The following is a 26,888-nucleotide window of genomic DNA, read 5'->3' on the forward strand; positions in this document are numbered from 1 at the left end:
AAAAAGAATTAAGCCTCGTAAGTATTTCTCACCTTCGTCATGTAGCCGATGCCCGGTTGTACATTGATCTCCTCCAATACATAATATACGCGTTCATCACGCAACGCCTTGGAAACCTCCGAATCGGGATCATTCGCATCTCCGAAGATGATGGCATTAGCCGAACAAGCCGAGCTACAGGCCAACTTAATATCGCCGTCCCGCAATGGTCGCTTCTCTATTTTGGCTTTCAATTTGCCCGCTTGGATACGTTGGATGCACATGGAGCATTTTTCCATGACCCCGCGTGAGCGCGAAACCACGTCGGGATTCAATACCAACTGCGTAAATTCGTTATTCAGGTAATTATCGAAGCGCGAATCATTCCAGTAGTTGAACCAGTTGAAACGACGCACCTTATACGGGCAGTTGTTCGCGCAATAACGTGTGCCAAAGCAACGGTTGTATGCCATGTGGTTCAACCCTTCCGACGAGTGCACGGTGGCCAGCACCGGACACACCGTTTCGCAGGGTGCATGCTCGCAATGTTGGCAGAGCATCGGCTGGTGTACCACCGATACATTCTCCATATCATCCAGGTCGCGGATGTCATCCTCCTTGGTATGCACTTCTCCGTCCTGCTCGATGGCATAATACCGGTCGATACGGATCCAATGCATTTCGCGGCGGCGGCGTACTTCATCGCGTCCAACCACCGGAATATTGTTCTCCACGTTGCAGGCAACAATACAAGAACCGCATCCGGTACACGCGTTGAGGTCAATAGCCATCACCCATTTGTGCCCCGGTTGCTCGTATTTATTCCACAGATCGTACGTTTTGTGCTTATCCGTCCAACGTCCGGCATTGTGCCCGGGATCCTCTTTATACTTCGCAAAGGTCGTTTCACGGATCACGTTGCGCCCCTCGATGGTATGGTGCGTTTGCGTTTGTGCCAATTCATAGGTGCCGCTGGCCTTGGTAAGCTTAGCCGTGGTATTGAACTGCAATGTTCCGTTCACCAGCTTTGCAAAAGGATAAGCATTCTGTCCGACGTTATTGCCCGCTTTGCCCACCTTGGTGCGTCCGTAGCCCACGGCAATAGACACCGTACCCATCGCTTGGCCAGGCTGCATCAACACCGGTAGCGTTACCTTGTAACCGTTTTCACCTTCAACCTCCACTACGCTATTTTCGCCCAATCCCAATGACTCTGCAAATTTGGGATTAATGGCCACATAGTTGTCCCAAGTCACTTTAGATACCGGATCGGGCAATTCCTGCAGGTATGCGTTGTTTCCTTGCTTACCATCCTTGAGCGCCACGCTTTGATATAATTGCACCTCCACGTCCTTTGCCAATGCTTTGCTATTGGCCGCAATGCTGCTGGCCACCGCGCCGAGGGATGCCGCATCAACGCTGTAAGCAGACGCCGGTTGGTCGCCCTTGTACTCGAAACCGGTTTGCAGCACATCTTTCCATGTTTTGCTGCTGCCGACAAGGATATTTTGTTCCCAGTTGTTTTTTACAAACGTATAGTAGTCGGTCTTTTCGCCCGCCCACAGCAAGAGGCTATGCTCTGCTTGCCGCGTATCATATACCGGATTGATCGTCGGCTGTACAATCGTGTAGTACCCACCCCGTGGATTCGCATCGCCCCACGATTCTAAGAAATTGTGGTTCGGCGCAATGGCGTCCAATACCGAAGCCGTTTCGTCCTCACGGTCCGCAAACGATAACTTAAACGTAATTTTTTCCAATGCTGCCTTTATGGCGTCTGCATTGGGATAATGATATACCGGATTGCTGTCTAAAAAGAACACCACATCCACGTCGCCCCGATTGGCTTCCGCTAAGAACGCCGCAAATGCCTCGTCGTCGCCCTTGTGTTGAAACGAAGGATTGTCCAGATCGATCGTGCTGCCATAGCTTTGCAAGGCCACGTTGATGGCGTTGGTCAGGGTCTGTATGGCAATGTCGTTGGAGCCAGCGACCACCAAAGCACGTCCCTGCGCCTGCTGAAGCTCCTTGGCAACCAATTTCAACGCCGTTTGCGCTTTCGGATTTGCACTCAGTCCGCCGGGCAGGCTGCCGCCGGTGACGGCATTGTAAAGCGCGATCAATAGCGGACCTTCCTCCGAAGGTTTGATGGCGATCCGCACATCGGCGTTGGTGCCGGTAAGGCTCATACCACCCTCAAACTGAATATGGCGCGACATTTTGCCGTTTTTCAGGCTCTTGTAGTCACGATTCGCAATATACTGTTGTGTATGCTCCTCTCCGCTCAGCCAAGTGCCGAGAAAATCGGCCGCCACGCTCACGATAATGTCCGCATTGTCGAAACGATAATGGGGCACCACTGCCTTGCCAAAGCTACGCTGATTGGCTTTAATGATACCGCTATACGAAACGGCATCAACTTCAACCAAGCGGGCCGTCGGGTATTTAGTGGCAAAGCGAGCAATCGCGGCAATCGCAGAGGGGCTATTCAATGAGGATGAAATGATGCGGATCTGCTTTCCGGCAGCATGGGCTGCATCCAACGCAGTAACCACGTGTGTATCCAATTCATCCCAAGAAATATCAGCACCGTTGAATTTGGGGCCTTTCAGCTTGGACATATCGTACAGGTCCAATACCGATGCCTGTGCCGACGCATCCGTACCGCAATTAAGTCCGACAGCAGCAGGGTTGGCTTCCAGCAAAATGGGCCGCCCTTCGCGTGTCCGGACCAATACGCTCTGTCCTTTGAAGCTGGATGCATAAAAATTGGGGATACCCGGCGTGATCTCTTCCGGTTTTATCAAATAGGGAACGGCTTTGTGCACCGGTGTACGGTTACATGCTGCCAACGTAACGGCACCAACCCCGAATCCCAGCGCTTTCAAGAAATCGCGGCGGGGTGTCTTCGTGCTCAAGCCAGCTTCATTCAATACGTCTTCTACAGGAATTGGTTCGGCAAATTCGCCCTTGCTGTTCGATACGAAAGCCGGCGTCTGCTGCAATTCTTCCAAACCTTTCCAATATTTCTTGTTGCTATCCATTTAAGCTATATATAAGATTGCGTATGTCAGTATGATGTGATTCTATCATTAATAATGGCATTTGCCACATTCCAGTCCGCCCAACATCGCGGCGGTCACCTTCTCGCCTTTTTTCAGCTTTTCGTGCGCAGCGATCAACTCCTCGTAATAGGCATTGCCTTCGTGGTTTACCTCCGTCTGTTGGTGACAGTTGATACACCATTTCATCGTCAGCGGCGAATATTGATATACTTCCGCCATCGTTTCAACCGGACCGTGGCAGGTCTGGCACTCCACACCGGCCACCACCACGTGTTGCGAGTGGTTGAAATAAGCAAAATCAGGCAGGTTGTGGATACGTACCCACTCAATAGGGCGTTGGTTCGGGCCATATTCCATCGTCTCCGGATTGTAGTCCAGTGCCCGGTATATTTTTGCGATTTCAGGCGACAGCTCTCCATCATATTTGTCGCTCGCGGTGATTGCCTTATGGCAGTTCATGCACACATTTGCCGACGGAATAGAAGCGTTCTTTGATTTAAAGGCACCACCATGGCAATACTGACACTCAATCTGGTTGACCCCCGCATGCAGTTGGTGCGAAAATTTAATGGGCTGTACCGGCTGATAACCTTCGTGAACACCCACGTTCCACAAGGTCTTCCATCCAGCTGCGCCGAGGAAAATCGCCAACATCAGTATGGTAAAAAACACCAATTTCTTGTTTTTGGCCAGCTTCTTCAGCTTCCCGACATAATCCTTCTGTGCGCCTTCAACCAGTTCAGCTTCAGGAATAAGGTCTTTGCTATTGGTGATGACACGCTCCAATGTGCGAATGACTTTGTTAAGCACCAAAATGACCACGAATGCCAATAGGATCACCGCTACTAAGCCAATGATCATAAAGTTACTTGCATTCCCACTATCGCCGGCAGCTGCTCCGCCACCTCCGGTCGCTCCGCCCGTCGCATCTGCTGTCGCTTTCTTCTCTTCCTCAGACTTGATATAGGCCAAAACACTCTTAATCTGATCTTCTGAAAATTGCGGGAACGCGGTCATGGCAGCGTTCGGAAATTGTGCATCCAGTTCCGCCGCAATGGGGTCCGCCGAAGCGATCATCGCGGGTGCGTTATGGATCCATTTCAACAACCAAGCTTCCTCGCGCCGTTCATTCACCCCAGCTAATTCAGGACCCGTCAGCTTCCCAAACACCTTATGGCACGTGGCACAATTGGCCTTGAAAATCGTCGCACCTTCCTTCACGTCCTGCGCCTGCAACGAAGAAACCGCAAACAACAACACCAACGCAACGGATATCGGCTTGGCAATTCTTTCAAAAACTAATGAGATATTTCTCATATTGAGCACTTTATACAGATTATGATGAATGTAAAAATTGGGGTTATCTGAATCAATGGAATTACACCCTCTTAACAATGCCACAAAAGTATAACTTATTGGCGTATCGGTGACAATTGGATGACCTAATTTAATAATTTATAATCGTTCTAAATTGATCAAAAAGCGCGATTTGAGCACATATACTCTATTTTTACGCGACTGCAATCAGGGTACATGTTTTCCAAAATTTTGTTTTTTTATCAGAATTTTATATTATAAAAAGCTCCTTTTCCGGAGGCCTGGCCTTGCCTTATACCGTCACATTGTTTGCCCCTAAAACAAGCGCTTATTTACAGACGAGCAAGTGATCACTACAAAACATTTAGCCAAGGTTTGAAATAATAATGAAACTTTTTTGCCAGTATTTATGTATATTCGCATACAGGGACAGCTAACTTCCTGACATTAGTCAAAAATGACTGTTTAATGCGTTATATTTGGTTTATTTTGGCGTTTTTACCTGCTTATGCAGCCTGCGGTCAAGCCGCACAACGGGATGGCCGAGGCCAGGTCGATCACCAACCAATTGACAATACGATGGATACGGCGAAATACAATAAACTGACTCCCGAAGAAGAATATATCATTATTCACAAGGGTACCGAACGACCGTTTACGGGCGCATTATTGAACAACAAGGTCCAGGGCGTTTACATATGCAAGCGCTGCGACGCGCCGCTGTACCGCTCTGAAGATAAATTCGAATCCCATTGCGGTTGGCCAAGCTTCGATGACGAAATCGAAGGTGCCGTCAAACGCATCCCCGACGGCGATGGACGGCGTACCGAGATCGTATGCGCCCATTGCGGCGGCCACTTGGGGCATGTATTCCTGGGTGAGCGGTTCACCACGAAAAATACCCGTCACTGTGTCAACTCACTGTCAATGAAGTTTGTGCCGGTGAAGACTCCCTAACGATCAGTTCCGAAGGTAACACGACCTGTTTGACCTCCTTGGCCTTGCCGTCGAGCTGGTTGAGCAAACTATTGATGAGTTCGTCGGCGATGGCTTCAATGGGCTGTGATACCGCAGTAATCGTCGGTGTATGCAGTTTAAACAGCGTGTGATCATCGTATGACACGATCGCGGGGAAAGGTTTATCGTATTGCTTAATCGCTTTCAAACCGGCGATCGCCAGGTAATTGGTGGCAAAAAAAATGGCATCAGGCTGCTGGTCTTCCAAGAACAGTCGAAATTCACGGATGCTGGTTTGTTCGTTCTCGTCGAGGTTCACCTTTTTGACATAAGGCTGCAGTTTATACAAATCGATCGCACGCATATAACCATCCATACGGTCGCGCATTTGGGTCTGGGAAGAATACAACGTTACCAGGGCGATGCGCTTATACCCTTGCTGCGCAAGATGTACCGTAGCATCAAACGCCCCCCTAACATTATCCGAAACTACGTAACTCGTGTTCAGCCCCGGGATGTACCGGTCAAACAATACCACCGGCAATTGATTGCTTAATAAAGACTCAACCGTATCGCGAACCCCCTCCGACGGTGTGATAATGTACCCATCCACATGCCGATCGCGGAAAAGTTCAATCAGCTCGACCGTTTTATTGGGTTTGTTTTCGGTACTGCAATAAATGATCCGGTATCCTTTGCTGTAGGCCTTTGCCTCTATCAGCCGCGCAATATTGGCAAAGAATGGGTTGGAGATGTCTTCGATCACCAAACCGATGATCTTGGTCTTGCCTGTCCGCAGACTCTTGGCCAGCTCATTGGGCTTATACCCCACTTTCTGCACATGCTCCAATACGCGTTTGGTCAACCCTTCGCTGATACGTTTTTCTTTCGCCTTGCCATTGAGAATAAAAGACACCGTGGTAACCGATACACCGAGGTCTTTTGCAATGTCACTGATCAATATTTTCTTCTTCATTTAGCAAATACAGCTTAATGTTTAGCATTCGGGCAAACCTATCGAATTTTCATCGAAGTCAGGCAAAATAATCAAAAAATCATTTGCATCTTCATATAATCAAGGTAGCTTTACCGGCAGTTATACAATTAACCTTATTAAACATGCTAATGCGTTTAAGCACTTTCATCTTGTTCTTGGGGCTGGCGCTTCCTTCACGGGCCCAAGATTCATTGATTGCCTATGTCGACCCGTTTATTGGCACGGGCGGCCATGGTCATACGTTTCCGGGAGCAACCGTTCCCTTCGGGATGGTGCAGCTAAGTCCCGACAATGGGCGCAATGGCTGGGACTGGTGCAGCGGGTATCACTACAGCGATAGTTTAATCGCGGGGTTTAGCCACACACACCTCAGCGGTACGGGCATCGGCGATTGGTTGGACATATCGGTGATGCCGCTTACCGCCCCGCTTGATGATACGACTAAGAGCATTAAAATACGCTTCAGCCACGACAACGAACAGGCCTCCCCCGGATACTATCAGGTCACACTGGACAACGGCATCAAGGTTGCGCTGACAGCCACCGAGCGAACCGGCTTCCACCGCTACACCTATCCCCAAGGCGTGAAGCCGGTGATCCGCTTTGACCTGGCCTTCCGCCAAAACTGGGATAACCCCACCGAAACGCACGTGAGCGTCCTCAACGACAGCACACTGATCGGCTACCGCTATTCCACCGGCTGGGCGAAGGTACAACGCGTCTATTTCGCCGCGCGCACCTCTAAGGCGTTTATAAAAACCGTTCTCAGCGACGGGCAGTCGGCATCCGATATGATCGACATGACGGAAACATACGACGAGGGCCAAGGGGTGTCTGCCCAGCTTCTTTTCGAAAACACTGCGGACAATACCGTGGAGTTGAAAGTCGCGTTATCCATGACCAGCTATCAAAAGGCATTGGAGGAGTTGAACCAAGCAGGAGGGCGGACCTTCGATGATGTGCACACATCGGCAGAAGATCAGTGGGAAAAGGAATTGCAAAAAATTAAAATCAATTCAACCGATACCGCGTTGAAACGGATCTTTTACACGGCACTGTACCATACCGCCATATCACCTACCCTATATTCGGATGCTGACGGCGAATATAAAAATGCCAAAGACGACACACACACCATGCCCGCTGGTGCCAACCGTTATACGCTCTTTTCGCTTTGGGACACCTTCCGTGCGCTGAACCCGCTGTTTACGCTCACACAGCCCGAAAAATATACGGACATGCTCAACAGCATGCTAACGTTCCATGACGAAAACGGCCTGCTTCCGGTTTGGGACCTCAGTACGTGGGAGACCAATACCATGACCGGCTATCATGCCATCCCGGTATTGGCCGATGCTCTGCTGAAAGACTGGCCCGGCGTGGATGCCGAACGCGCATACCAAGCCATGCTCAAAAGCGCACACCAGGACATCCGCGGTGTACCGGATTATATCCAGTACGGTTATCTGCCGCAAGATAAAGCCGGGGGCAGTGTCACCGTCACCTTGGAATACGCTTTCGACGACTGGTGCATCGCCCAAGTGGCCAAAAAATTGGGTAAAACCGCCGATTATGCCACGTTCATGAACCGATCCAAATCCTACGCGCAGTTATTTGACAAGGAAACGGGATTCATGCGCGCCAAAAAGAGCGATGGTCAATTCGTTGAGCCTTTTGATCCTTTCTGGTCGGAACACGATTTGGATAAAAGTCAGTACATCGAGGGCAATGCCTGGCAGCATTCATTCTTTGTCCCCCATGATGTACAAGGATTGGCTGGTCTATACGGCGGCAATGCAGGACTGAGCAAGAAGCTCGACGAATTGTTCGCCGCCCCTTCGGAGATGCATGGCGAAAACGTCTCGCCCGATGCGAGCGGCTTCATCGGCCAGTATGCGCATGGCAATGAACCCAGCCATCATATCGCCTATATGTATAGCTACATTGGCGAGGCGTGGAAGACCCAAGAGCGGGTGCGTCAGGTAGTGGATTCCATGTACCATGACGGTCCCGACGGCTATGCGGGCAATGAGGATGCCGGGCAAATGAGCGCTTGGGCGGTTTGGAGCATCGCCGGGCTATACCCTGCCAATCCCGCCAGCGGCGAATATGTATTTGGAAGTCCTCTAGCGGATGAAACCACTTTTGAATTGCCCAACGGCAAACAGTTTGTGATCCGCACGGTCAATGGCAGTTCCAAAAACAGCTATATTCAATCCATTACGCTAAACGGCAAACCTTATGAAAACACCTACCTGCGGCATCAAGAGCTGCTCAGCGGAGGTGAACTGGTCTTTAAAATGGGACCCAAACCCAGTAAACGCTATGGCCGCAAACCGGAAACTTGGCCCACGTCAGGCTAAAATCGGTAGCCCGCGCCCACTTCGAGGTAGTTCAGGTTGGGATAGCCGGATTCAACGATCAACCCCTGGTAGGCCATATTCAGCTCGAACCGTTGGTTGAATGCATAGCCGATCGCGGGATTCAATGCTACGCCGAAAAGACGGTTTAGCCCGTTGTACCCCCCACCGATGTTGAATTCCAGGTAAACGGCGTTGTCGCCCGTCGGGTCGCTGGCTGTGGCCCGCCAGCCCTTGTCGAATAGGTTGATCCGATGCCCGGCCATGACATACACTGAGCTGATGTTGTCATATTTCCCCTGGTCGAAGACGCTGAAAAAAGGCCCGTCCTCCGGTCCCGTATGAGTAGCCTTCGCCGTGAACAGGAAACGATTTCCATTGGCCTGGTCGGTCGGCAAGAGCCACTTGAAGTGCCCGCTTAATCCGAAACGGTAGTTTTCTGTATGATAATGCCCAAGCAGGCCGATAGCAAACCGGTGCCTAGGATCTGGTTTATCCCGGCTGAAAGTCGCACTGTAAAACAACAATAAAACGACTGTAATAATAGCGGTTTTCATAGGCAAATGATTTGATACCCTAAAATGGTCGTCATACCACGCCGTAAAAGTAACAAAAAAAACCGGATACCCTCGTTTCGGATATCCGGTTCTATTATATGCCCGTTATGAGCGTTTAAGCCTCGTTTTTCTCCGGCCTGGGCAGCAATGCCTTACGCGAAAGCTTCAGCTTGCCCTGCTTATCGACATCCATTAGTTTGACCTTCACGATATCGCCCACATTGAAGATGCCATCCATGGTTTCAAACCGTTTCCAGTCGATTTCAGAGATGTGCAACAAACCGTCCTTACCTGGTATGATCTCGATAAATGCACCGAACGGCATAATGGATTTCACCTTCCCTTCATATACTTCGCCTACTTCGGGCTTGGCCGCGATGGCTTTGATACGGCGTACAGCGTCATCGATGGATGCTTTATCATCAGCAAACACCTGCACGACACCTTTATTATCCACTTCTTCAATAGCGATGGTAGCCCCGGTCTCCCGTTGCATTTCCTGAATGATCTTGCCGCCGGGTCCGATCACTGCACCGATAAATTCCTTGTCGATGGTGAAGCTGACAATGCGCGGCGCATGTGGCTTGTAATCGGCTCGCGGTTCTGCAAGCGTCTTCGTCATCTCATTAAGGATATGCAACCGTGCTTCCCGCGCCTGGTCCAATGCTTGGGTAAGCATCTCCCATTTCAATCCATGGATCTTTAGGTCCATCTGACAGCCCACGATGCCTTTTGCCGTACCCGTTACTTTGAAATCCATATCGCCCAGGTGATCTTCATCACCCAGAATATCGCTCAAGATGGCGTATTTGCCCGTCTTTTCATCGGTGATCAACCCCATCGCAATACCCGAAACCGGAGCTTTGATCTTCACGCCGGCATCCATCAGTGCCAATGTACCGGCACATACCGTAGCCATAGACGATGATCCGTTGGATTCGAGGATATCCGAAACGATCCGGATCGTATACGGGTTTTCCTCACCGGTAGGCAGCACCTGTTTCAACGAACGCATGGCCAGGTTGCCATGGCCTACCTCGCGGCGGCCAGGGCCTCTGTTCGGACGCACCTCTCCGGTTGAAAACGCCGGAAAATTATAGTGGAGGATGAACTTGTTATATCCGTGGATAAACGCTCCATCAATCATTTGCTCGTCGTCTTTCGCGCCCAAGGTCACTGATGTGAGCGACTGCGTTTCGCCGCGCGTAAATACCGCCGACCCATGGGCCGCAGGCAGGTAATCCACCTCGCTCCATATCGGGCGTACGGTACGTACATCCCGACCATCGAGGCGAATGCCTTCATCCAGGATCAAGTTGCGCACCGCCTCAGCCTGTACATCGTGATAATACTTTTTGATCAAAAATGCCGTATCGTCATCGATTTCCCCTTCACCAAACGCCGCTTCTACAAACGCAGCGCCGATCTCCTTAAACTGCTCACTGCGTTCATGCTTAGCTGAGGCAGACTTGGCCACGGCATACACCTGATCGTATGTGGCCGCGAAGATCTGCTCGCGCAATTCGGGGTTGCTCGGTTCATGATGATATTCACGCTTGGCCGTCTTTCCAACCAGCTGTGCCAGTTCCACCTGGGCGGCTACCTGCTTCTTGATGGCTTGATGCGCAAATTCGATGGCTTCCACCATCTCGGCTTCTGAAATCTCTTTGCACTCCCCTTCTACCATCACGATGTCATTGGCAGAACCTGCGACGATAAACTCCAACGTTGCACGTTCCAGTTCGCTCATCAACGGGTTGACCACCAGCTGCCCGTCAACCTTGGCTACACGCACCTCCGATATCGGTCCGTTGAACGGAATGTCAGATACTGCAATGGCTGCCGAAGCAGCTAATCCTGCCAATGCATCCGGCATGATGTCTTTATCTGCTGATATCAAAGAAATCATGACCTGCGTGTCGGCGTGGTAATCTTCAGGGAATAAGGGCCGCAATGCCCGGTCTACCAACCGCGAAATGAGGATCTCATAATCGGATAAGCGCGCTTCGCGGCGTAAAAATCCACCCGGAATACGCCCGGTAGCGGCATATTTCTCTTGATAATCTACCGAAAGCGGCAAGAAATCCACTCCGGGTTTAGCTTCCTGCGCGGAAACCACTGTGGCGAGCAGCATGGTTTTCCCCTGCTTCACCACCACCGAACCGTCCGCTTGCTTGGCCAACTTTCCGGTGGAAATCTCGATTTGGCGACCTGCGCCCATATCGATTGTTGTTTTGAATTCGTTGTAACTCATTGTTGTTTTCATTCGATATGCCGTTCATCTTTATGCGGCATACCATTGCTATATTAGACTTTTTAAACTTGGCACAAACTTAGATAAAATGCATAGTATTCACGAACACCATTTGAATAAATTTCGGTGCGCAATACTTTTGCATGCCCACCAAAACAAAAAGCCATCTCCATAGTGGGGATGGCTTCATTGAACATTTTACCTGAACGCTATTTAACAATATCGCGCAAGCCCAACGCCTTGATAATGGCACGGTAGCGTTCGATGTCCTTGTTGTAAAGGTATTTCAACAAGGAGCGACGTTTACCCACCAACTTCTGCAATGAGCGCTGGGTAGCGAAGTCTTTCCTGTTCGATTTCAAGTGCCCCGTTAAATGAGCAATCCGTTTGGTGAACAACGCCACCTGGCCTTCGGCAGAACCCGTGTTGGCTGCCTCTCCGGCAAACTCGGCGAAGATACCCGCCTTGTACTCTTTACTTAAATACATTACTTGAATAATATTAAAGCGTTAACAATAAAATTAATTGGCCACAAAGGTACGTCGATTTTAGTTGGATTCCAAATATTTTTGGCGGTGTAATTCAAGCGACTGCTCCTCAGCTGGGATCCGGTTCGCTTCGCTGCCGTCTCCAAGGCTTCGTCTGCCTGAATCGAACTTACGACCCCCACTGCGTCAACATCACACCTTCACATAGATCCCCTTCCTATCCATCACATAGCAAATTACCCAGCACAGCGCCAAAAACGCCAAGGCATAGCAAAACGATCCGACCTCGGGAGGCCCCGGCACTTGGGCGCATACATGGGTGTAAAACCACCCCAGGGGCGTGGTATACAACGTTTGACCCTTATCATCAACCCCGGTTTCGATACGCAGTAACCCGAGTAGCCGCGGCAGCACACCGCTCAACACAAAGATAAACAGGGGATTCTTGCCAAAGACATCGAAAAACCGTGTCAATGCATTCCGTATACGGAGCACTTCGATAAACCAAATCATGGTGCCAATGGCCATCAGCGCCAGCCCTGTCGTATACAGCACATAAGAACTTGTCCATATCTTTTTATTGATGGGAAAAGCCAATCCCCAAAACAAACCCAGCAGCGAAAGCAATATGGCGACCACGAGAAGCCCGCCCAACATGCCATAGATCGGCTCACCGGAAAACCGGAGCCTCGGCCATAACCACGCCACCTGCCCCTGCAACCGGAGGTACCGACCCGTAAGGTATCCCAATACCACCTGCACGATCGCCGGCAGCGTGCTGACCAGTCCCTCGGGATCAAAAGGCACCCCCTCGCCCCTGTACAGGTGTGCAATACCCAATAGCTGCTGATCCACCGCCGTGCCAAACCACCCTTCCAGGCTATACGGATCGGCGCTCCCAAGCGTCGCACACAGCAGCCAGTACAGGAGCAAGATAAAAGCTGAAACGCCAATAACCCATTTCTCCTTCAGGTAGTACACCATGATAGAAGCGAAGCAATACGCCAATGCGATGCGCTGCAAGACCCCGAAAATACGGATACCTCGACTCGGATCGTCGGGGTTGATCCAATGCTTGAGTACCATAGACTCCCCTTGCCACTGCACGAAGGGCCACCAGTTGAGGAGCAATCCGATACCAAAGATCAGCACCGTCCGTTTCAGCACCTTCCTCCAAAAGAAAGCATCACCCGACTCGCGCAGGCGAGGGATCACGAAGGCCATCGCATTGCCCACCGCAAAAAGAAAAAACGGGAATACCAGGTCCGTAGGCGTGCAGCCATGCCAGTCGGCATGCGCCAAGGGCGGAAACAGGTGCGCCCAGCTTCCTGGATTGTTGACCAAAATCATCAGTGCCACTGTGGCGCCGCGAAATACGTCAAGGGAATAATATCTTTTGTTCATTTTTTGATCGATGGTCGATGATTAGTCGCCGGTAATCCTACCAATATAAAGCCTCGTCGTATAAGAAAGCCGAACGGTACCATTTTCTTGACACGTATTGAATAGCGCTGTCAATGCATTCAGCACATCGGGCAACGCAGGTGACGATTCATTAGGCATATACGAATACGAAAGTGTCCGTCCCCGGAGTCGTTCAAATGTGAGGTGATCCACATGTGCAAACGCCCGATACAACGGCGTTACCGGCGTAAAGAATGCCTGCACGTCAGAGGGGTTCATTTTGTGTTGACTTACCGCTAAGTAATCTACAGCATATTTCCGAATCAGCTGTTCGTATGATATTTCGAACACACTATCGGAGTTGCGGGTATTCCAGATGATGGCCACGTTGGCATTTCTCCCGCCTATGCGCAAAAACTCCGCCTTCGCCTTCTCCAAATCAAACCAATGAAATGCCTGGGCGGATACGATGAGACTCACCGAGCCAGCCTCCAGGCCCGTCGACTCGGCAGTACCGTCGACAAATAGGCAATTGTCAAAGGCTGCCAATCGCCGAACGGCAAGCTGCCGCATAAACGGATTGGGCTCCACCACGTAAACCTTATTTCCCCAAGTGGCAATTTGTTCTGTGAAGATACCCGTCCCGGCGGCAATGTCGGCTATGGCCTGAGTAGCACGCAGGGTCGAATGAGCACGCAGAAACGCAATCAAATCCGATGGATAAGTCGGTCGAAACCTGTCATAATTTTCAGCCCGGTCCGAAAACCGCGTTATATAATCTCCATTTGACATACGTTCGCGTTTTTAACGCGAAGTAAAAGTAATCGCTTTTTGCCAAAGCAGAAATGGAAAGTCGCATTAAATATCACTAACCAAGTTAGTGAGGAAACCAAAAGGATAATACCTAGCGGGGCGCTTCACCGCTAGGGATAATCATAATTCACCGAAAATTATTTCTAGTTTTTACAATTAAAATATTTACAAATCATATAATTACATCAACTTAATATCTTTTTTAAAAAAGTATTTGATTTTAATATTATTTATTTATTAAGTTTGTCTTATCAAAATAACATCAATTACTTATACCAAAAATTGTGAAGCCGCAGCGACAGGACCAATTAAAGAGCGCTATCATTAAATTGCTGTATTACAAGGGAGCTTTATCAGTAGCCGAATTGAGTATGTACACCAAAAAAAGCGTACCGAACATCACTAGCCTGGTCAACCAGTTGATCAAGGAGGGATATGTGACGGAACATGGCCTGGCTCCGTCGACGGGTGGGCGGCGAGCAGTGAAATACCGCCTTGACAAAAAGAAAAAGGTCTACATACTGGCCGTCGCGATGGACCAATTTGTCACCCGCATGGTCATTTACAGCCTGGCGAACGAGGTAGTGTTTCCAGAAACGACATTCCCTTTGCCCCTTAAGGAGAATCAGGAGGCATTCCAACAGTTATGCTCGGCGGTGGAACAATATATTGCGGCCTCTGCAGTCAAACCAACCAATATCATGGGTATAGGCATTGGTATGCCCGGATTCATCGATGTTGAAAAGGGAGTAAATGCGACATTTCTGACCAGTAATGAAGGGCCCGGCTTGCGCGACAGGCTGACACAGCGCCTGGGCATGCCCGTATTCATCGAAAACGACTCCAGCGCCATCGCTATCGCGGAACTGCACTTCGGCGCGGCGAGGGAGATGCAGGATGTGATGGTGGTGAACATTGGCTGGGGAATCGGCCTGGGCATGATCGTAAACGGCAGCTTATTCCGGGGGCACAACGGTTATGCGGGCGAATTCAGTCATATCCCCCTGTCGTACAGCAACAAACTTTGTTCCTGTGGCAAGCGGGGATGCCTGGAAGTAGATGCCTCTCTGCTCGTGGCCGTCGAAAATGCCAAGCAAGCCATCGCGAATGGCACCACCTCGAGCCTCAAACAGCTTTTTGCCGACCGCAGCAAAGCCGAGGGCGACCACCTTATTGCCGCAGCGCGCAAGGGCGACCAGCTGGCTGTCGCTTCCTTGTCGGATGCCGCTTTCATGATGGGCAAGGGTGTCGCAACGCTCATCCACATCATGAATCCGGAGCGTGTGGTGCTGAGCGGCCGCGGCGCCGCCACCGGGAAGCTGCTCCTTGCTCCCGTGCAACAGGCGATCAACGAGTTTTGCATTCCCAAACTAGCCGAACAAACCGACATCGTTGTATCCGAATTGAGCTATCAGGCCGAGCTCCTCGGCGCCGCCAGCTTGGTGATCGAACACGCCGTCCCAGATGAACATGCACACGGCAAAACCGAAATACGTCAATTAACATAAACAACAGCAGTCTTTTTAATTTTTAACCAAACAAACAACACAGAAAAATGAGAATCTTGTACGTCAAGTTTTGCATGGCGATCATGGTCCTGATGGGCACCGTGGCTCCCTCCCATGCACAGCAAACCATCAACGGGACTGTAACGGATGCCAGCGGCCCCGTTCCGGGCGTGACGGTATCGATCCCTGGCACGACACGCGGCACCCAGACCAATGCCGAAGGCCAGTACGCGATACAAGCATCCGCCGGGGAAACCTTGCAATTTTCGATTGTAGGTTACCAAACCCAAACCATTAGCGTAGGCACATCGGCTACCATCAATGTAACGCTTGAAGAAGACGCCGGACAATTAGATGAAGTGGTGATTACCGCAATGGGTATCCAGCGAGCGCCCAAGGAATTGGGATATGCGATGAGTACCGTTAAAGCAGAGGAACTGACCAAAACCGGTAGTCCGAATTTTGCCGGCGCGTTATATGGAAAGGCTCCGGGGGTACGGATTTCAGCAGCTCCCGGCGGCGCCACTTCTGGGATCAATATCAATATCCGCGGAACGAACTCCATCACGGGCAATTCGCAACCGCTGGTGATCATTGATGGTATACCCATGCGTCAAAACACCTTTAATAACTCGGATTACTGGGGCGACCAACGTGCGCGAGGCAATGGACTGGAAGATCTCAACCCCGAAGATATCGAATCGATCAGCGTGTTGAAGGGAGCATCCGCGGCAGCACTTTACGGATCTGAGGCGATGAATGGGGTGGTATTGGTCACCACCAAATCCGGCAAAGGGGGCGCAGGTGTTTCCATTGATTTCAATGCCACCTATACCAATGATCAAATAGCTTACTTACCGCGCTTCCAGGACGTGCGCGGCCCGGGATATACTACGGCTTATCAAAACGACGGACAGGCCGACGATATGTTCTATTACTACGGTAGTGACTTGGCCGTAAACGGCGTCACCCGCGGGTTATTAAATGCAACGATCAATTTCGGTCCGAAATTCGACGGACAGGATGTGATCGCGTGGGATGGGCAAGTTAGGCCCTATGTCGCCCAAAAAGCCTATGATAAGCTTTTCAGCAATCCGAATAACACCGTTTTCAATCTGGCATTGAGCAATACAACCGAAAATTCCAACACCCGTTTTTCGGTGACCAGGCAAGACAACCAGATGACCTCGCTGGATTCCTACAACAAAAAGAACATTGCCAACCTGAACTCGTCCTTCAAGTTCTGGGATAAGCTGACGACAGATGTGGTCGTGAACTACATCAACCAGCATACTCATAACAGACCGTTCATGACTGATCGGCTCATCAACAACTTCACAGGTATGATTTCCGTATTCGACAATCCGGAATGGTACCTGGATAAATATCAAACCAGTTTAGGGTATAAATATGTTACCGGCACCAATCAGAGTCTGACCCCCGAGGAAAACCTCATATACAATGGCTATAAGACAGATGTGCTGGATTTTATCTGGAATACCAAGGCCAGACAATATGATGAATATTCCAACAGGATTATCGGATCCGTCACCAACACCTGGCAGGTTTTCAGCGATCTTTCACTGCGTGCCCGGTTTTCAGCAGATGTCACCTCGCAGAAAACAGAAGACAAAGAACCCAACCCCTTGCCCCTGCAATTCGGGGACGGCGGTTATTTCGGTTTGGGAACACAAAACGCGAACATCTATTACACCGACCTGCTGGCCACTTATCGCAAGCAGATCAGCCAAAGCGTCACCTTCGGCGCGATGGTTGGGTATACCGGCACGAGAAGCCAGGATACGTATGTCCAACGGGAAACAGCAGGTGGGCTGAGCGTGAGAAATTGGTACGATATCAATGCGTCCGTGAATACCATCGGCGGGAACTCGCGGTACAATTACCGGAGAGAGATGTTAAGGGATGCGGTATTCGGCACACTGAACGTTGATTTAAATGGATACTGGTTCGTCGAAGGTACGATGCGTCGCGAACGTATTTCCACCATGTATCCGGACAACAACGTGCTGTATTACCCATCGGTAAACTCCAGCTTGATCCTGAGTGAGGCATTTGACCTTCCCGATCTATTTGACTATGCAAAACTAAGGGGATCCTGGGGCATCGTGGGCAACTATCCGGACATCTATAAAAGCGCCCTCAGCTATGCCCAGCAAACGTTAGGTGTACAATACGAAGGCGGAGCAGCCGTGATCTATAACACCGTTCCTACCACCGGTTTCGGAAACGAAAATATCAAACCTGAGCGGAAGCAGGAAATCGAATTTGGTTTAGAAACCCGCCTGCTGAACAACAGGTTAGGCTTTGACATCACGTATTACAACGGCCGTATCGAAGACCAAATCCTGGATTATACCCTTCCTATTTCCATGGGTGCGAGGTCAATCCTGGCCAATGTGGGCACCTTGAGGAACACGGGATGGGAATTTGCGATAACCGGTGCCCCTGTTCAGACTGAAGGTTTCCGGTGGGATGCTGTCCTCAACTTCGCGATGAACAAGAATGTGGTAGAGGAACTGCCGGGCGGTGTCCAGGAGCTGCTTCACCGTGATTATGACGGCCAAGCTGCCCAGCTGGTATCCAGAGTCGGTCAACCCATGGGAGACATTCTGGTGCACCCGATAGCGACCGACGATAATGGCAATAAAATCGTACAGGACAATGGTTTGTACCAATTGGACGCCGATAGCTGGATCAAAGCGGGAAATGCCATGCCTAAAGTTACGGGAGGGTTCATCAATACATTTGCTTATCAGAATTTCACGCTGGATGCACTCATAGATTTCCGTTGGGGCGGGCATGTGATGCCAACGGGCATCTATTGGATGACCAGCCGTGGTTTATTGGAAGAGAGCCTGAATTACATGGATGCCGCACACGGGGGGGCAAGTTATTACATAAGCGACGGAAAAGGCATCGCCTATGACGGAGAAGTAGGGCCTAACGGCGAAACCGTGTACCATGATGGAATGCTCATGGACGGTGTGCTGGCTGACGGCACGCCAAACGACAATGTGATATCCCAAGCCGTTTATTATAACAGCACTTACAACTGGGGCGGTCCTCAATACAGCAGTTCCCGCTATGAACTATATGTCCAGAAGAACAATTACATCAAAATGCGGGAAATCTCGTTGGGATACCGGCTGCCGGCTGCTTTAGCGTCCAGATTGAAAGCCAAGAACCTGCAAATTTCAGCTTTTGGGAGGAATCTATTCTTTATTTATCGGAGCATCAAAGATTTAGATCCCGAGCAAATGACCGGCGGATCAAACTGGATTAATAACGTATCGAACGCAGGGACCAGTCCGGCAACTAGAACATTTGGTTTAATGCTACGTGCAAGCTTCTAAATTTACTGAAAATGAAAAGATATATCTCGATAATGGGGTTATGTGCGGCCTCACTAATCTATACCACTTCCTGCACCAAGAGTGCTTTTGATGAAATTTACCGTGACCCATCCAAGGTGACGGAAGCAACCGTAGAACGGCAATTTAGCGGCATGATCTATAGCTATCGACAACTCATCATGCCGGATTATGGCAACTTGTTTGTCACGCTTCGGCCGACGATCTTCCGGTACCTACACATCACCGGCTGGATCAATGAGGCAAACCATTTGCTGCCGGGCGGTGCCGCGATAGAAGATCGATGGTCCCGCTACTACGAGGGGTTGGCGCAATACCGGGAACTGGAAAAAATCTATTCCAATTCCATACCAGTGGAACAGGAAGAGAAACGGATATTTTTCCTCGCAGCAAAAATACTGTTCTATGACCAAACCCAACAAATCGTTGACCTTCACGGAAGCATTCCATGGAGCCAAGCAGGCATGCTGAGTACAAACAACAGCGACTATCAATCGTCGTATCCGACTTATGACAGCGCGGAAGATATCTACACCGTTATGCTTGACGACCTCAAAGCGATCGGTACCGAATTGAAAGCCATAAACGTAAGTGCATCCATGCAGCAGCGGTTCACTACGCAGGACCTGATCAATAACGGCGATGTCGAACTATGGGAAAAATACTGTAATTCGCTGCGCTTGAGAATCCTCACGCGGGTATCCGAAAGCCCTGCCTTTTCTTCAAGGGCAGCTCAGGAAATGACAGCGATCATCAGTGCCCCGGCCAACTATCCGTTGATCATGGTAAATGATGAAAATGCGTCCATTGAGGTATATAACCTCGACGACAACAGTATTCAGACCAAGGGCATCCGGGACGCCTTCGAAGCTGCCGGCTGGTACGCAAACTTGAGCAGCAAAATGATGATCGACCACATGGTTGGAAACGAAGACCCCCGTTTGCCGTTCATATTTGAACCGGGCGCGGAGGCTGATGGGCAGTTTATCGGATTGGATCAGTCCCTGCCAAGCGCCCAACAATCCGATCTCGCCCGCGGCGGGACGATAGCCCTTTTGAATCGTTCGACGATCTCACGCAATCAGTACTTTCCAGGCATCCTGTTTTCTGCTACGGAAACCAACCTGCTGTTGGCTGAATATTATCAGAAAAACGGCAATGCAGCAATGGCTAAGACTGCTTTTGAAAACAGTGTGAAGGAGTCGGTAAGCCTATATCATACCATCCGTGACGTGAGCAATGACAATACGGTCGCTGCTCCTACCGAACCTACCCAAGCACACGTGAACACCTATTTGGCCAATCTTGATTGGGACGGGGCGAGCAATAAAATTGAGCTCATCGCCACGCAGAAATGGATTCATTTCAATGTGATCCAGACCGTACAGGCATGGTCTGAAATCCGCAGACTTGACTATCCCGTATTTGCTTTCCGGGTCCAGAATTCGGATATTCAGAAAACAGCCCCGGTCAAATGGAACTTACCCCCCTCGGAGGCAACCTATAATACGGAAAACTACAATGCCGTGCGTGACCAGGATAATGTAAATACCAAACTGTTCTGGGACGTCAATTAATTACATAAACACATTAAACAATCAAACACACAACAAGAAAGGCCACTTCCAGTGGCTTTTCTTTTATCAGGCAAAATCATTAAGTTTGAATCCAAATCCTCCGGTTATGAAACGAATTCCTTATCTTATTATCGCGGCTTGTCTACTGTTAAATGCCTGTACCGGTGCGGGTACCAAACAGCACGCTAAACCGAAGATCGCCATTGCCGGCCTCGCCATCGAATCGAGCACCTTCTCGCCCGCCACCACCGAGGCCGCAGCCTTCCACCCCAAACGGGGAGAAGAGATCTTCGGCAATTATCCCTTTTTCGAGGAAGGCTCCGAATTGCGAGAAGCTGCCGACTGGATACCCACGCTGACCGGAAAATCGTTACCGGGAGGCGCCGTGACCCGCGAAGCCTATGAATCATTGGTAGCCGAACTGTTGGACTCACTCAAACAGCACCTACCCTATGATGGGCTTTTCTTCGATATTCACGGAGCCATGAGCGTGACCGGCCTCGACGACGCCGAAGGCGACCTCATCACACGCATACGCGAGGTAGTCGGCACCGAGACCGTCATTTCCACGAGCATGGACCTGCACGGGAACGTCACGGAACGTTTAGCTGCTTATTCCGACCTCATCACCTGCTACCGCATGGCACCACATGAAGACGCCATGGAGTCGAAGCAACGCGCCGCTCAAAACCTCGTGGATAGGCTCGTGAGCGGCAAGGGCAAGCCTGCTTACAAGGTCTTGATCCCGATACCCATTCTCTTGCCTGGAGAGCAGACGAGCACGCGCATTGAACCCGGAAAAAGCCTCTATGCCACCGTTGGACCGGCTGCAGGTCAGGAAGGCATCGTTGACGCAGCCATCTGGGTGGGGTATGCGTGGGCCGATGAGCCCCGTAACCACGCTGCGGTAATGGCCGTGGGCGACGATGAGGCCAAGGTAAAATCTACCGCCGAAGCGCTAGCCAAGAAATTTTGGGAGGTGCGCCATGAATTTGATTTCGTGGCCCCAACAGCCACGCTGGATGAGGCGTTAGGCATGGCGTTGGCCAGCAAGAAAAAGCCGTACATCATCAGCGATACGGGAGACAACCCAACCGCCGGAGGAGCGGGAGACGTTACCAAAACACTCACCGATGTCTTAGCGAACCCGGCGTTCAAGTCGCCCGACGGACCCATATTCATCTACGCCGCTATACCCGGTCCGGAGTTGGTTGATAACGCATTAAAAGCCGGTATCGGACAGCCCGTAGAAGGCTATGTGGGAGCCAAGGTTGACAACCGTTTCGCGCCACCCTTGAAATTGAGCGGTACGGTATACGCCATCAAGGAAGGCGATACGAATGCCGAGGTGGAAGTAGTCGTCAAAATCAATAACAACTACATCATCGTTACGAAAAAGCGTAAACCCTATCACAAGGAACACGACTTTACCGATCTCAACCTCAAACCGAAGGAGGCCGACGTGGTGATGGTAAAAATCGGATACCTGGAACCCGAACTGTATAACATGCGCGGTGACTGGGTGATGGCGCTGACCGTCGGTGGCGTGGATCAAAATTTAGCAGGGCTGCCGTATAAGCGTATCCAACGACCTATGTTTCCCCTGGATAAGAACATGGCAGACCCCGATCTGTCGGCAAGGCTCATCCCTCTATCTCATGAATACCACCCGGATAACAACTAAAGGAAAAACAAAAACCTATACAGATGAACAAGCTACTTCCACTCTTGTTGCTTCTATCAGGGCTAGCCATGGCACCAGTGCACGCTCAGCAACCTGCTGACTTCTCGGTCATCGCTTACTACACCGGCGATGAAAAAACGATCGATCGCTACGACGTGGGTAAGCTGACGCATATCATCTTCAGTTTCGGGCATTTGAAAAACGGACGCTTCCATATCGAGAATAAACGTGATACCGCAACCATCCTTCACTTGGTTGCCTTAAAAAAGCAGCATCCTAAGCTGAAAATCATGCTTTCCCTCGGTGGATGGGGCGGCTGCGAGCCTTGCTCAGACGCGTTCTCTACGGCCGCCGGCCGCTTGGGCTTTGCTCGGTCGGTCAAAGCGATAAATGATTATTTCGGCACCGATGGCATCGATCTGGATTGGGAGTACCCAGCCATCCCAGGGCACCCCGGACACCCTTATAAATCCGACGATCGGGAGAACTTTACAGCATTAGTCGCCATACTCCGCGACGTCTTAGGCGACGCCAACGAACTGAGTTTTGCCGCCGGTGGGTTCCAGCGGTTCCTGGATGAGTCGATCGAATGGAGCAAGGTAATGCCCATGGTGGACCGGGTCAACATCATGAGCTACGATCTGGTACATGGCTATTCGACCGTCACCGGTCACCATACGCCCATTTACAGCGTCCGGCCGGATGAGGAATCGACCAATCGAGCTGTAGCGTATCTGATCGGTCTTGGCATCCCCCCGCAGAAACTGGTTATCGGTGCCGCCTTTTATAGTCGTGTCTGGAAAAACGTAGCGCCCACCAACAGCGGCCGTTATCAGTCTGGCGAACATACCAATGGTTATGATTTCAAGCGCTACGAATCTGAGTTGATACCTGAAAAAGGGTGGCAATATCATTACGACGAAAAGGCCGAGGCGCCCTATTGGTATAATCCTGCAGAACGGCGGTACGCAACCGGTGACAATATCCGATCCGTAACGGCCAAAACCCGTTACGCATTAACAAAAAAACTAGGTGGCATCATGTTCTGGGAACTTACCCTCGATAAAGAAAAGGAGGGAATGGTAGATGCAATCACAAAGGTACTTGCTAACTGATATCGAACAAGATCAGTTCACCCGTTAAAAAAAATCGGTTTAACATTTTTTAACTTATAGATTAGTTGCTTTTTTTGTATGTTTGTACAAGAAATCAGCCGATAAGATCAAGTTGCATCTCTAACTTCGGAAGATGTCAGCGCCATACATACGGATATACGAAAAAGTACCGCTAAGGATTTGCGGGATACGATACTGGTCTAAGGAGGCCATCAAGATTTTGGTTTGTTTTAATAGGTAGGAAGACGCCGATAACCGCCCTGGTTATCGGCTCTTCTATTTTTATTTTATGCCTTCGCTATAGCGCGGCGGTCTTGTCAGCCAACCATTGCTGTTCCTGTACATCCAAATGTGGAGCAAGCTTTCGATATACCAGCGCATGGTAGGCATTCAGCCAACCGATGTGCCGGATATCGAGCAGTGATCGATCGATCAGGTGGGTGTCGATATAGCACAGCGTCAACGTGTCGAATGCCATGAACGTACCAAACTCGGTCTCTTGCCGATCAATGCTCAACACCAGGTTCTCGATGCGGATGCCGTATTGCCCTTCGCGGTATAGTCCGGGCTCAATGGACGTAATCATTCCCGGCTCCACCGGCACATCCACTGCTGCCGCGTTAAAGGTATGCGGACCCTCATGTACGTTGAGGAAAAAACCGACACCGTGCCCGGTACCATGTCCGTAGTTGCGCAGGTGATCCCACAGCGGCTTGCGGGTGATCGCGTCTATTTGGTAGCCCCGGGTACCTTTTGGAAAAAGCGCCATGCTGCCTTCGATCATGCCTTTGAGTACCAAGGTATAATCGCTCCGCTCCGCATCGGTGATACGGCCCAACGACACCACGCGGGTGATATCGGTAGTCCCGGTAAGGTATTGCCCCCCGGAATCGACCAGCAGCAACCCTTCTGGCTGCAACTCACTGTCGCTCGCCGGCGTCGCCTTATAATGCGGTAGCGCACCGTGCGCCTGATACCCGGCGATGGTATCAAAACTCTCTCCCACGAAACCCTCCTGTTCGGCGCGGAATTGCCGCAACCGGTCGGCCAGGGAGATTTCCGTAACGACTTCATGGCCAATGGCCGCTTCCAGCCATTTAAAAAACCGGGTCAGCGCTACACCGTCCTTTACCATGGTCTGGTTGGTGTGGGCAATCTCGACCGCATTCTTGATCGCTTTGAACTGCGTCGTGGGGTTCATTTGCTCGATACGGACAACGGATGCAGGCACCCGGTTGTAAAGCGCAAAACAGGTACGTTTGGGATCGAGCAGGAGCATCGTCCCCTCATGTAAATGCCTTAGCGCATCCTCCACCGCCGTGTAATCGGCCAGCGCAACACCAGCCGCCGCCAAGGATGTTTTGTCGGTATCCGTCAGTTTCCGCCTATCCACGAATAACGTAGCCGTATCGGGAGTCACGAGTGCAAATGCCAACACCACCGGATTACACGCCACATCACTGCCGCGGACATTGAAAAGCCAGGCAAGGTCATCTAGCGATGAGATGATATGCGCCCCGATCCTGTTCCGCTCCATTTCCCTGCGCAAGCGCCTGAGCTTCGTTTCGATGGATGCGCCGGTGATCTTTTCATCCAGCAGGTATGCCGGTGCTGTAGGCAACGCCGGCCGATCATGCCACAGTGGCGTAAGCAAGTCTACATCCCCATTGACCGTTATGCGGGCAGGTTTTAATTTATCCTGCACACTCTTGGCCAGCATTACTGATGTCAGTTTACCGTCGAAGGCTACCACGGCACCTTCGGACAGATTAGCCGCCAGCCAGTCCGCATATTCAGGCGCATGCTGCACCTTCAGTTTGACCAGCTCATACCCGCTCCCCGCCAATTGCTCCGTGGCCTGCACAAAATACCGGGCGTCTGTCCACAGTCCTGCAAAGCCCTGCGTAATGGCCAATATGCCGGCAGAGCCCGTGAAACCCGAAGCCCAAGCGATACACTTATAGTGGTCGGGCAGGTATTCGCTGATGTGCGGGTCGGCTGAGGGGACGATATAGGCGTCTATACGGTGCTGCGCCATGAGGCTGCGCAACGCAGCCAGCTTTTCTGCATGTGTCATGATTCCTTGCATTTGGCGGTGCAAGTTACAAAACTTTCTAAGTCATCACCCCTATCCCTTCACCGTTCCAATCCGGAAAGAGTGTAGTGGTATCGGCGATGCCGAGGTGTTTCGCGGCCACCTCGCTGAATACCTGCCTAAAATCAGTTGTCACCGGCAGATCCCGTCCGTCTTCCAAGTTGTCTTTGGCGAGCGGTTCCATTTTTCCGTATACAGCACCGCCCGCAACCGAGGCACCCAAGATAAAATTGCACGATGCCCGCCCGTGATCGGTTCCCCGGGTGCCGTTCTGATGTACGGTACGTCCAAACTCCGTCATCGTCATCAGTATCACATCGTCCTGATAGCCTCCCAAGTCGGTCCAAAAAGCGGTCATGCTATTGCTTAAATCTGCCACATTGCGCGCGAAGGTACCGTTCACCGTACCTTGATTGAGGTGGGTGTCCCACCCATTGGATTCGGCAAAGGCGACCTCCAGCCCCACGTCCATCTTGATCAATTGGGCAATCTGCTTAAGGGAGTTGCCCAGCGCCGAGTTGGGATACTTAGCATTATTCGCCGGCTTGTACGGCTTCGCCGCCACGCTTTTGAGCATGTTGGCTGCCTCGAACGTTTCCTTACCCGTATCCCGCAGCATATCCGATGCCGTTTGATCATACAGTTCCTCAAAACTCTTTGCCGTCCGGTTCGCCGCCGCAGGGTTGCCCTGCGAACGTATGGCAAAATCTTTCAAGTCGCTGATGGCCAGCGCCGGATGATCGCCGTAAAGCGAACGCGGCATGGCTGGGGTAAGGCTCACCGCTGAAAAAGGCGTAATGTCCTCGTGGCCGAGCAGCCCGACGGCCCGGTTGAGCCACCCACTCGGCGTACCTTTGTCAAACGGGGTGCCGGACTCCATGTAATCTTGCGCGTCGAAATGCGAACGTGTAGCATTGGGCGATCCAATGCCGTGTACAATGGCCAACTGTCCTTCCCGGAATAATGACTCAAAACTTGCCAAGCCGGGATGCAGCCCAAAATGCCCATCAAGGTCAATTAGCGGGGGTGCTTGACTTTGTTTAGCGGCCGAAAGAAAAAGATCCGGCCGCGCCGCCTTTAAGTACTGATCGGTAAAGGGGCTCACCGCCATCAACCCGTCCATCGCGCCCCGCTGAAAAATACATACCAGGGTCTTACGGCGCTGGAACAACTTCGAAATTTTCTCCCGGGCCGCTGCTTCCGCTAAAAAGGCGGGAATACCGCCCATTAACCCCACGCCAAACAAGCTCAACCCGCCTGCTTTCAGAAAGCCTCTTCTTGATAATCTGCTCGGTGACATATGTGTTGTTTTATGGCGCATCTATA

Annotated in this window: 17 protein-coding genes; 7 read left to right on the forward strand and 10 right to left on the reverse strand. The window is 50.9% G+C overall.

From position 1 onward, the window contains the following. Nucleotides 1–8: 8 nt before the first annotated feature. Together ACMGDE_RS10340 and ACMGDE_RS10345 are read right to left on the reverse strand one after the other, a co-directional pair. On the reverse strand, nt 9–3,023 hold the full coding sequence (locus ACMGDE_RS10340) for a TAT-variant-translocated molybdopterin oxidoreductase (RefSeq protein ID WP_436832710.1): 3,015 nt from the start codon (nt 3,021–3,023) through the stop codon (nt 9–11). A 48-nt stretch (nt 3,024–3,071) separates the two neighbouring features. Continuing rightward, on the reverse strand, nt 3,072–4,361 hold the full coding sequence (locus tag ACMGDE_RS10345; RefSeq protein ID WP_436832711.1) for a c-type cytochrome: 1,290 nt from the start codon (nt 4,359–4,361) through the stop codon (nt 3,072–3,074). Nucleotides 4,362–4,829: 468 nt separating this feature from the next. On the opposite strand from ACMGDE_RS10345, the gene ACMGDE_RS10350 reads away from it, so the two are divergent. Further along, on the forward strand, nt 4,830–5,318 hold the full coding sequence (locus ACMGDE_RS10350) for a methionine-R-sulfoxide reductase (RefSeq protein WP_436832712.1): 489 nt from the start codon (nt 4,830–4,832) through the stop codon (nt 5,316–5,318). Here the strand turns inward: ACMGDE_RS10350 and ACMGDE_RS10355 are convergent. Further along, the gene (locus tag ACMGDE_RS10355) at nt 5,275–6,294 is read right to left on the reverse strand and encodes a LacI family DNA-binding transcriptional regulator (protein WP_436832713.1); all 1,020 of its coding nucleotides are present in this window, start codon (nt 6,292–6,294) and stop codon (nt 5,275–5,277) included. The two genes, ACMGDE_RS10350 and ACMGDE_RS10355, sit on opposite strands and share 44 nt — an antisense overlap. Before the next feature lie 149 nt (nt 6,295–6,443). Between ACMGDE_RS10355 and ACMGDE_RS10360 the strand changes: the two genes are divergently transcribed. Further along, on the forward strand, nt 6,444–8,678 hold the full coding sequence (locus ACMGDE_RS10360; protein WP_436832714.1) for a GH92 family glycosyl hydrolase: 2,235 nt from the start codon (nt 6,444–6,446) through the stop codon (nt 8,676–8,678). On the opposite strand, the gene ACMGDE_RS10365 is transcribed toward ACMGDE_RS10360, so the two are convergent. The 5 genes from ACMGDE_RS10365 to ACMGDE_RS10385 all read right to left on the reverse strand — a co-directional run bounded on the left by ACMGDE_RS10365 (nt 8,675) and on the right by ACMGDE_RS10385 (nt 14,170). After that, nucleotides 8,675–9,232: a hypothetical protein gene (locus ACMGDE_RS10365; protein WP_436832715.1), complete on the reverse strand. Its 558-nt coding sequence runs from the start codon at nt 9,230–9,232 to the stop codon at nt 8,675–8,677. The two genes, ACMGDE_RS10360 and ACMGDE_RS10365, sit on opposite strands and share 4 nt — an antisense overlap. Nucleotides 9,233–9,347: 115 nt before the next feature. Continuing rightward, complete coding sequence (gene pnp / locus ACMGDE_RS10370; protein WP_436833116.1) at nt 9,348–11,486, reverse strand: polyribonucleotide nucleotidyltransferase; 2,139 nt, start codon at nt 11,484–11,486, stop codon at nt 9,348–9,350. 209 nt (nt 11,487–11,695) lie between these two features. Next, nucleotides 11,696–11,974 (reverse strand): 30S ribosomal protein S15, encoded by a 279-nt coding sequence (rpsO, locus tag ACMGDE_RS10375; RefSeq protein WP_436832716.1) that lies wholly within the window; start codon nt 11,972–11,974, stop codon nt 11,696–11,698. A 192-nt stretch (nt 11,975–12,166) separates the two neighbouring features. Beyond that, nucleotides 12,167–13,378: an acyltransferase family protein gene (locus tag ACMGDE_RS10380; RefSeq protein ID WP_436832717.1), complete on the reverse strand. Its 1,212-nt coding sequence runs from the start codon at nt 13,376–13,378 to the stop codon at nt 12,167–12,169. 21 nt (nt 13,379–13,399) lie between these two features. After that, a complete protein-coding gene (locus ACMGDE_RS10385; RefSeq protein WP_436832718.1) occupies nt 13,400–14,170 on the reverse strand; it encodes a class I SAM-dependent methyltransferase in 771 nt (256 codons plus the stop codon). 305 nt (nt 14,171–14,475) lie between these two features. Here ACMGDE_RS10385 and ACMGDE_RS10390 point away from each other — a divergent pair, with 305 nt between their 5' ends. From ACMGDE_RS10390 to ACMGDE_RS10410, 5 genes are all read left to right on the forward strand, one after another. After that, complete coding sequence (locus ACMGDE_RS10390) at nt 14,476–15,699, forward strand: ROK family transcriptional regulator (protein ID WP_436832719.1); 1,224 nt, start codon at nt 14,476–14,478, stop codon at nt 15,697–15,699. A gap of 47 nt (nt 15,700–15,746) precedes the next feature. Continuing rightward, nucleotides 15,747–19,073 (forward strand): SusC/RagA family TonB-linked outer membrane protein, encoded by a 3,327-nt coding sequence (locus tag ACMGDE_RS10395; RefSeq protein ID WP_436832720.1) that lies wholly within the window; start codon nt 15,747–15,749, stop codon nt 19,071–19,073. 11 nt (nt 19,074–19,084) lie between these two features. Then, the gene (locus ACMGDE_RS10400; protein WP_436832721.1) at nt 19,085–20,668 is read left to right on the forward strand and encodes a SusD/RagB family nutrient-binding outer membrane lipoprotein; all 1,584 of its coding nucleotides are present in this window, start codon (nt 19,085–19,087) and stop codon (nt 20,666–20,668) included. A gap of 106 nt (nt 20,669–20,774) precedes the next feature. Further along, the gene (locus tag ACMGDE_RS10405) at nt 20,775–22,352 is read left to right on the forward strand and encodes a M81 family metallopeptidase (protein WP_436832722.1); all 1,578 of its coding nucleotides are present in this window, start codon (nt 20,775–20,777) and stop codon (nt 22,350–22,352) included. Between the two features lie 68 nt (nt 22,353–22,420). After that, complete coding sequence (locus ACMGDE_RS10410) at nt 22,421–23,467, forward strand: glycoside hydrolase family 18 protein (protein WP_436832723.1); 1,047 nt, start codon at nt 22,421–22,423, stop codon at nt 23,465–23,467. A gap of 298 nt (nt 23,468–23,765) precedes the next feature. Here ACMGDE_RS10410 and ACMGDE_RS10415 read toward each other — a convergent pair whose 3' ends face one another. Next, on the reverse strand, nt 23,766–25,544 hold the full coding sequence (locus tag ACMGDE_RS10415; RefSeq protein ID WP_436832724.1) for an aminopeptidase P family protein: 1,779 nt from the start codon (nt 25,542–25,544) through the stop codon (nt 23,766–23,768). Between the two features lie 37 nt (nt 25,545–25,581). Continuing rightward, nucleotides 25,582–26,862: a DUF1501 domain-containing protein gene (locus ACMGDE_RS10420; protein ID WP_436832725.1), complete on the reverse strand. Its 1,281-nt coding sequence runs from the start codon at nt 26,860–26,862 to the stop codon at nt 25,582–25,584. Between the last annotated feature and the right edge of the window lie 26 nt (nt 26,863–26,888).

The organism is Parapedobacter brassicae (genome assembly GCF_051400755.1).
In the GTDB taxonomy this organism is placed as follows: domain Bacteria; phylum Bacteroidota; class Bacteroidia; order Sphingobacteriales; family Sphingobacteriaceae; genus Parapedobacter.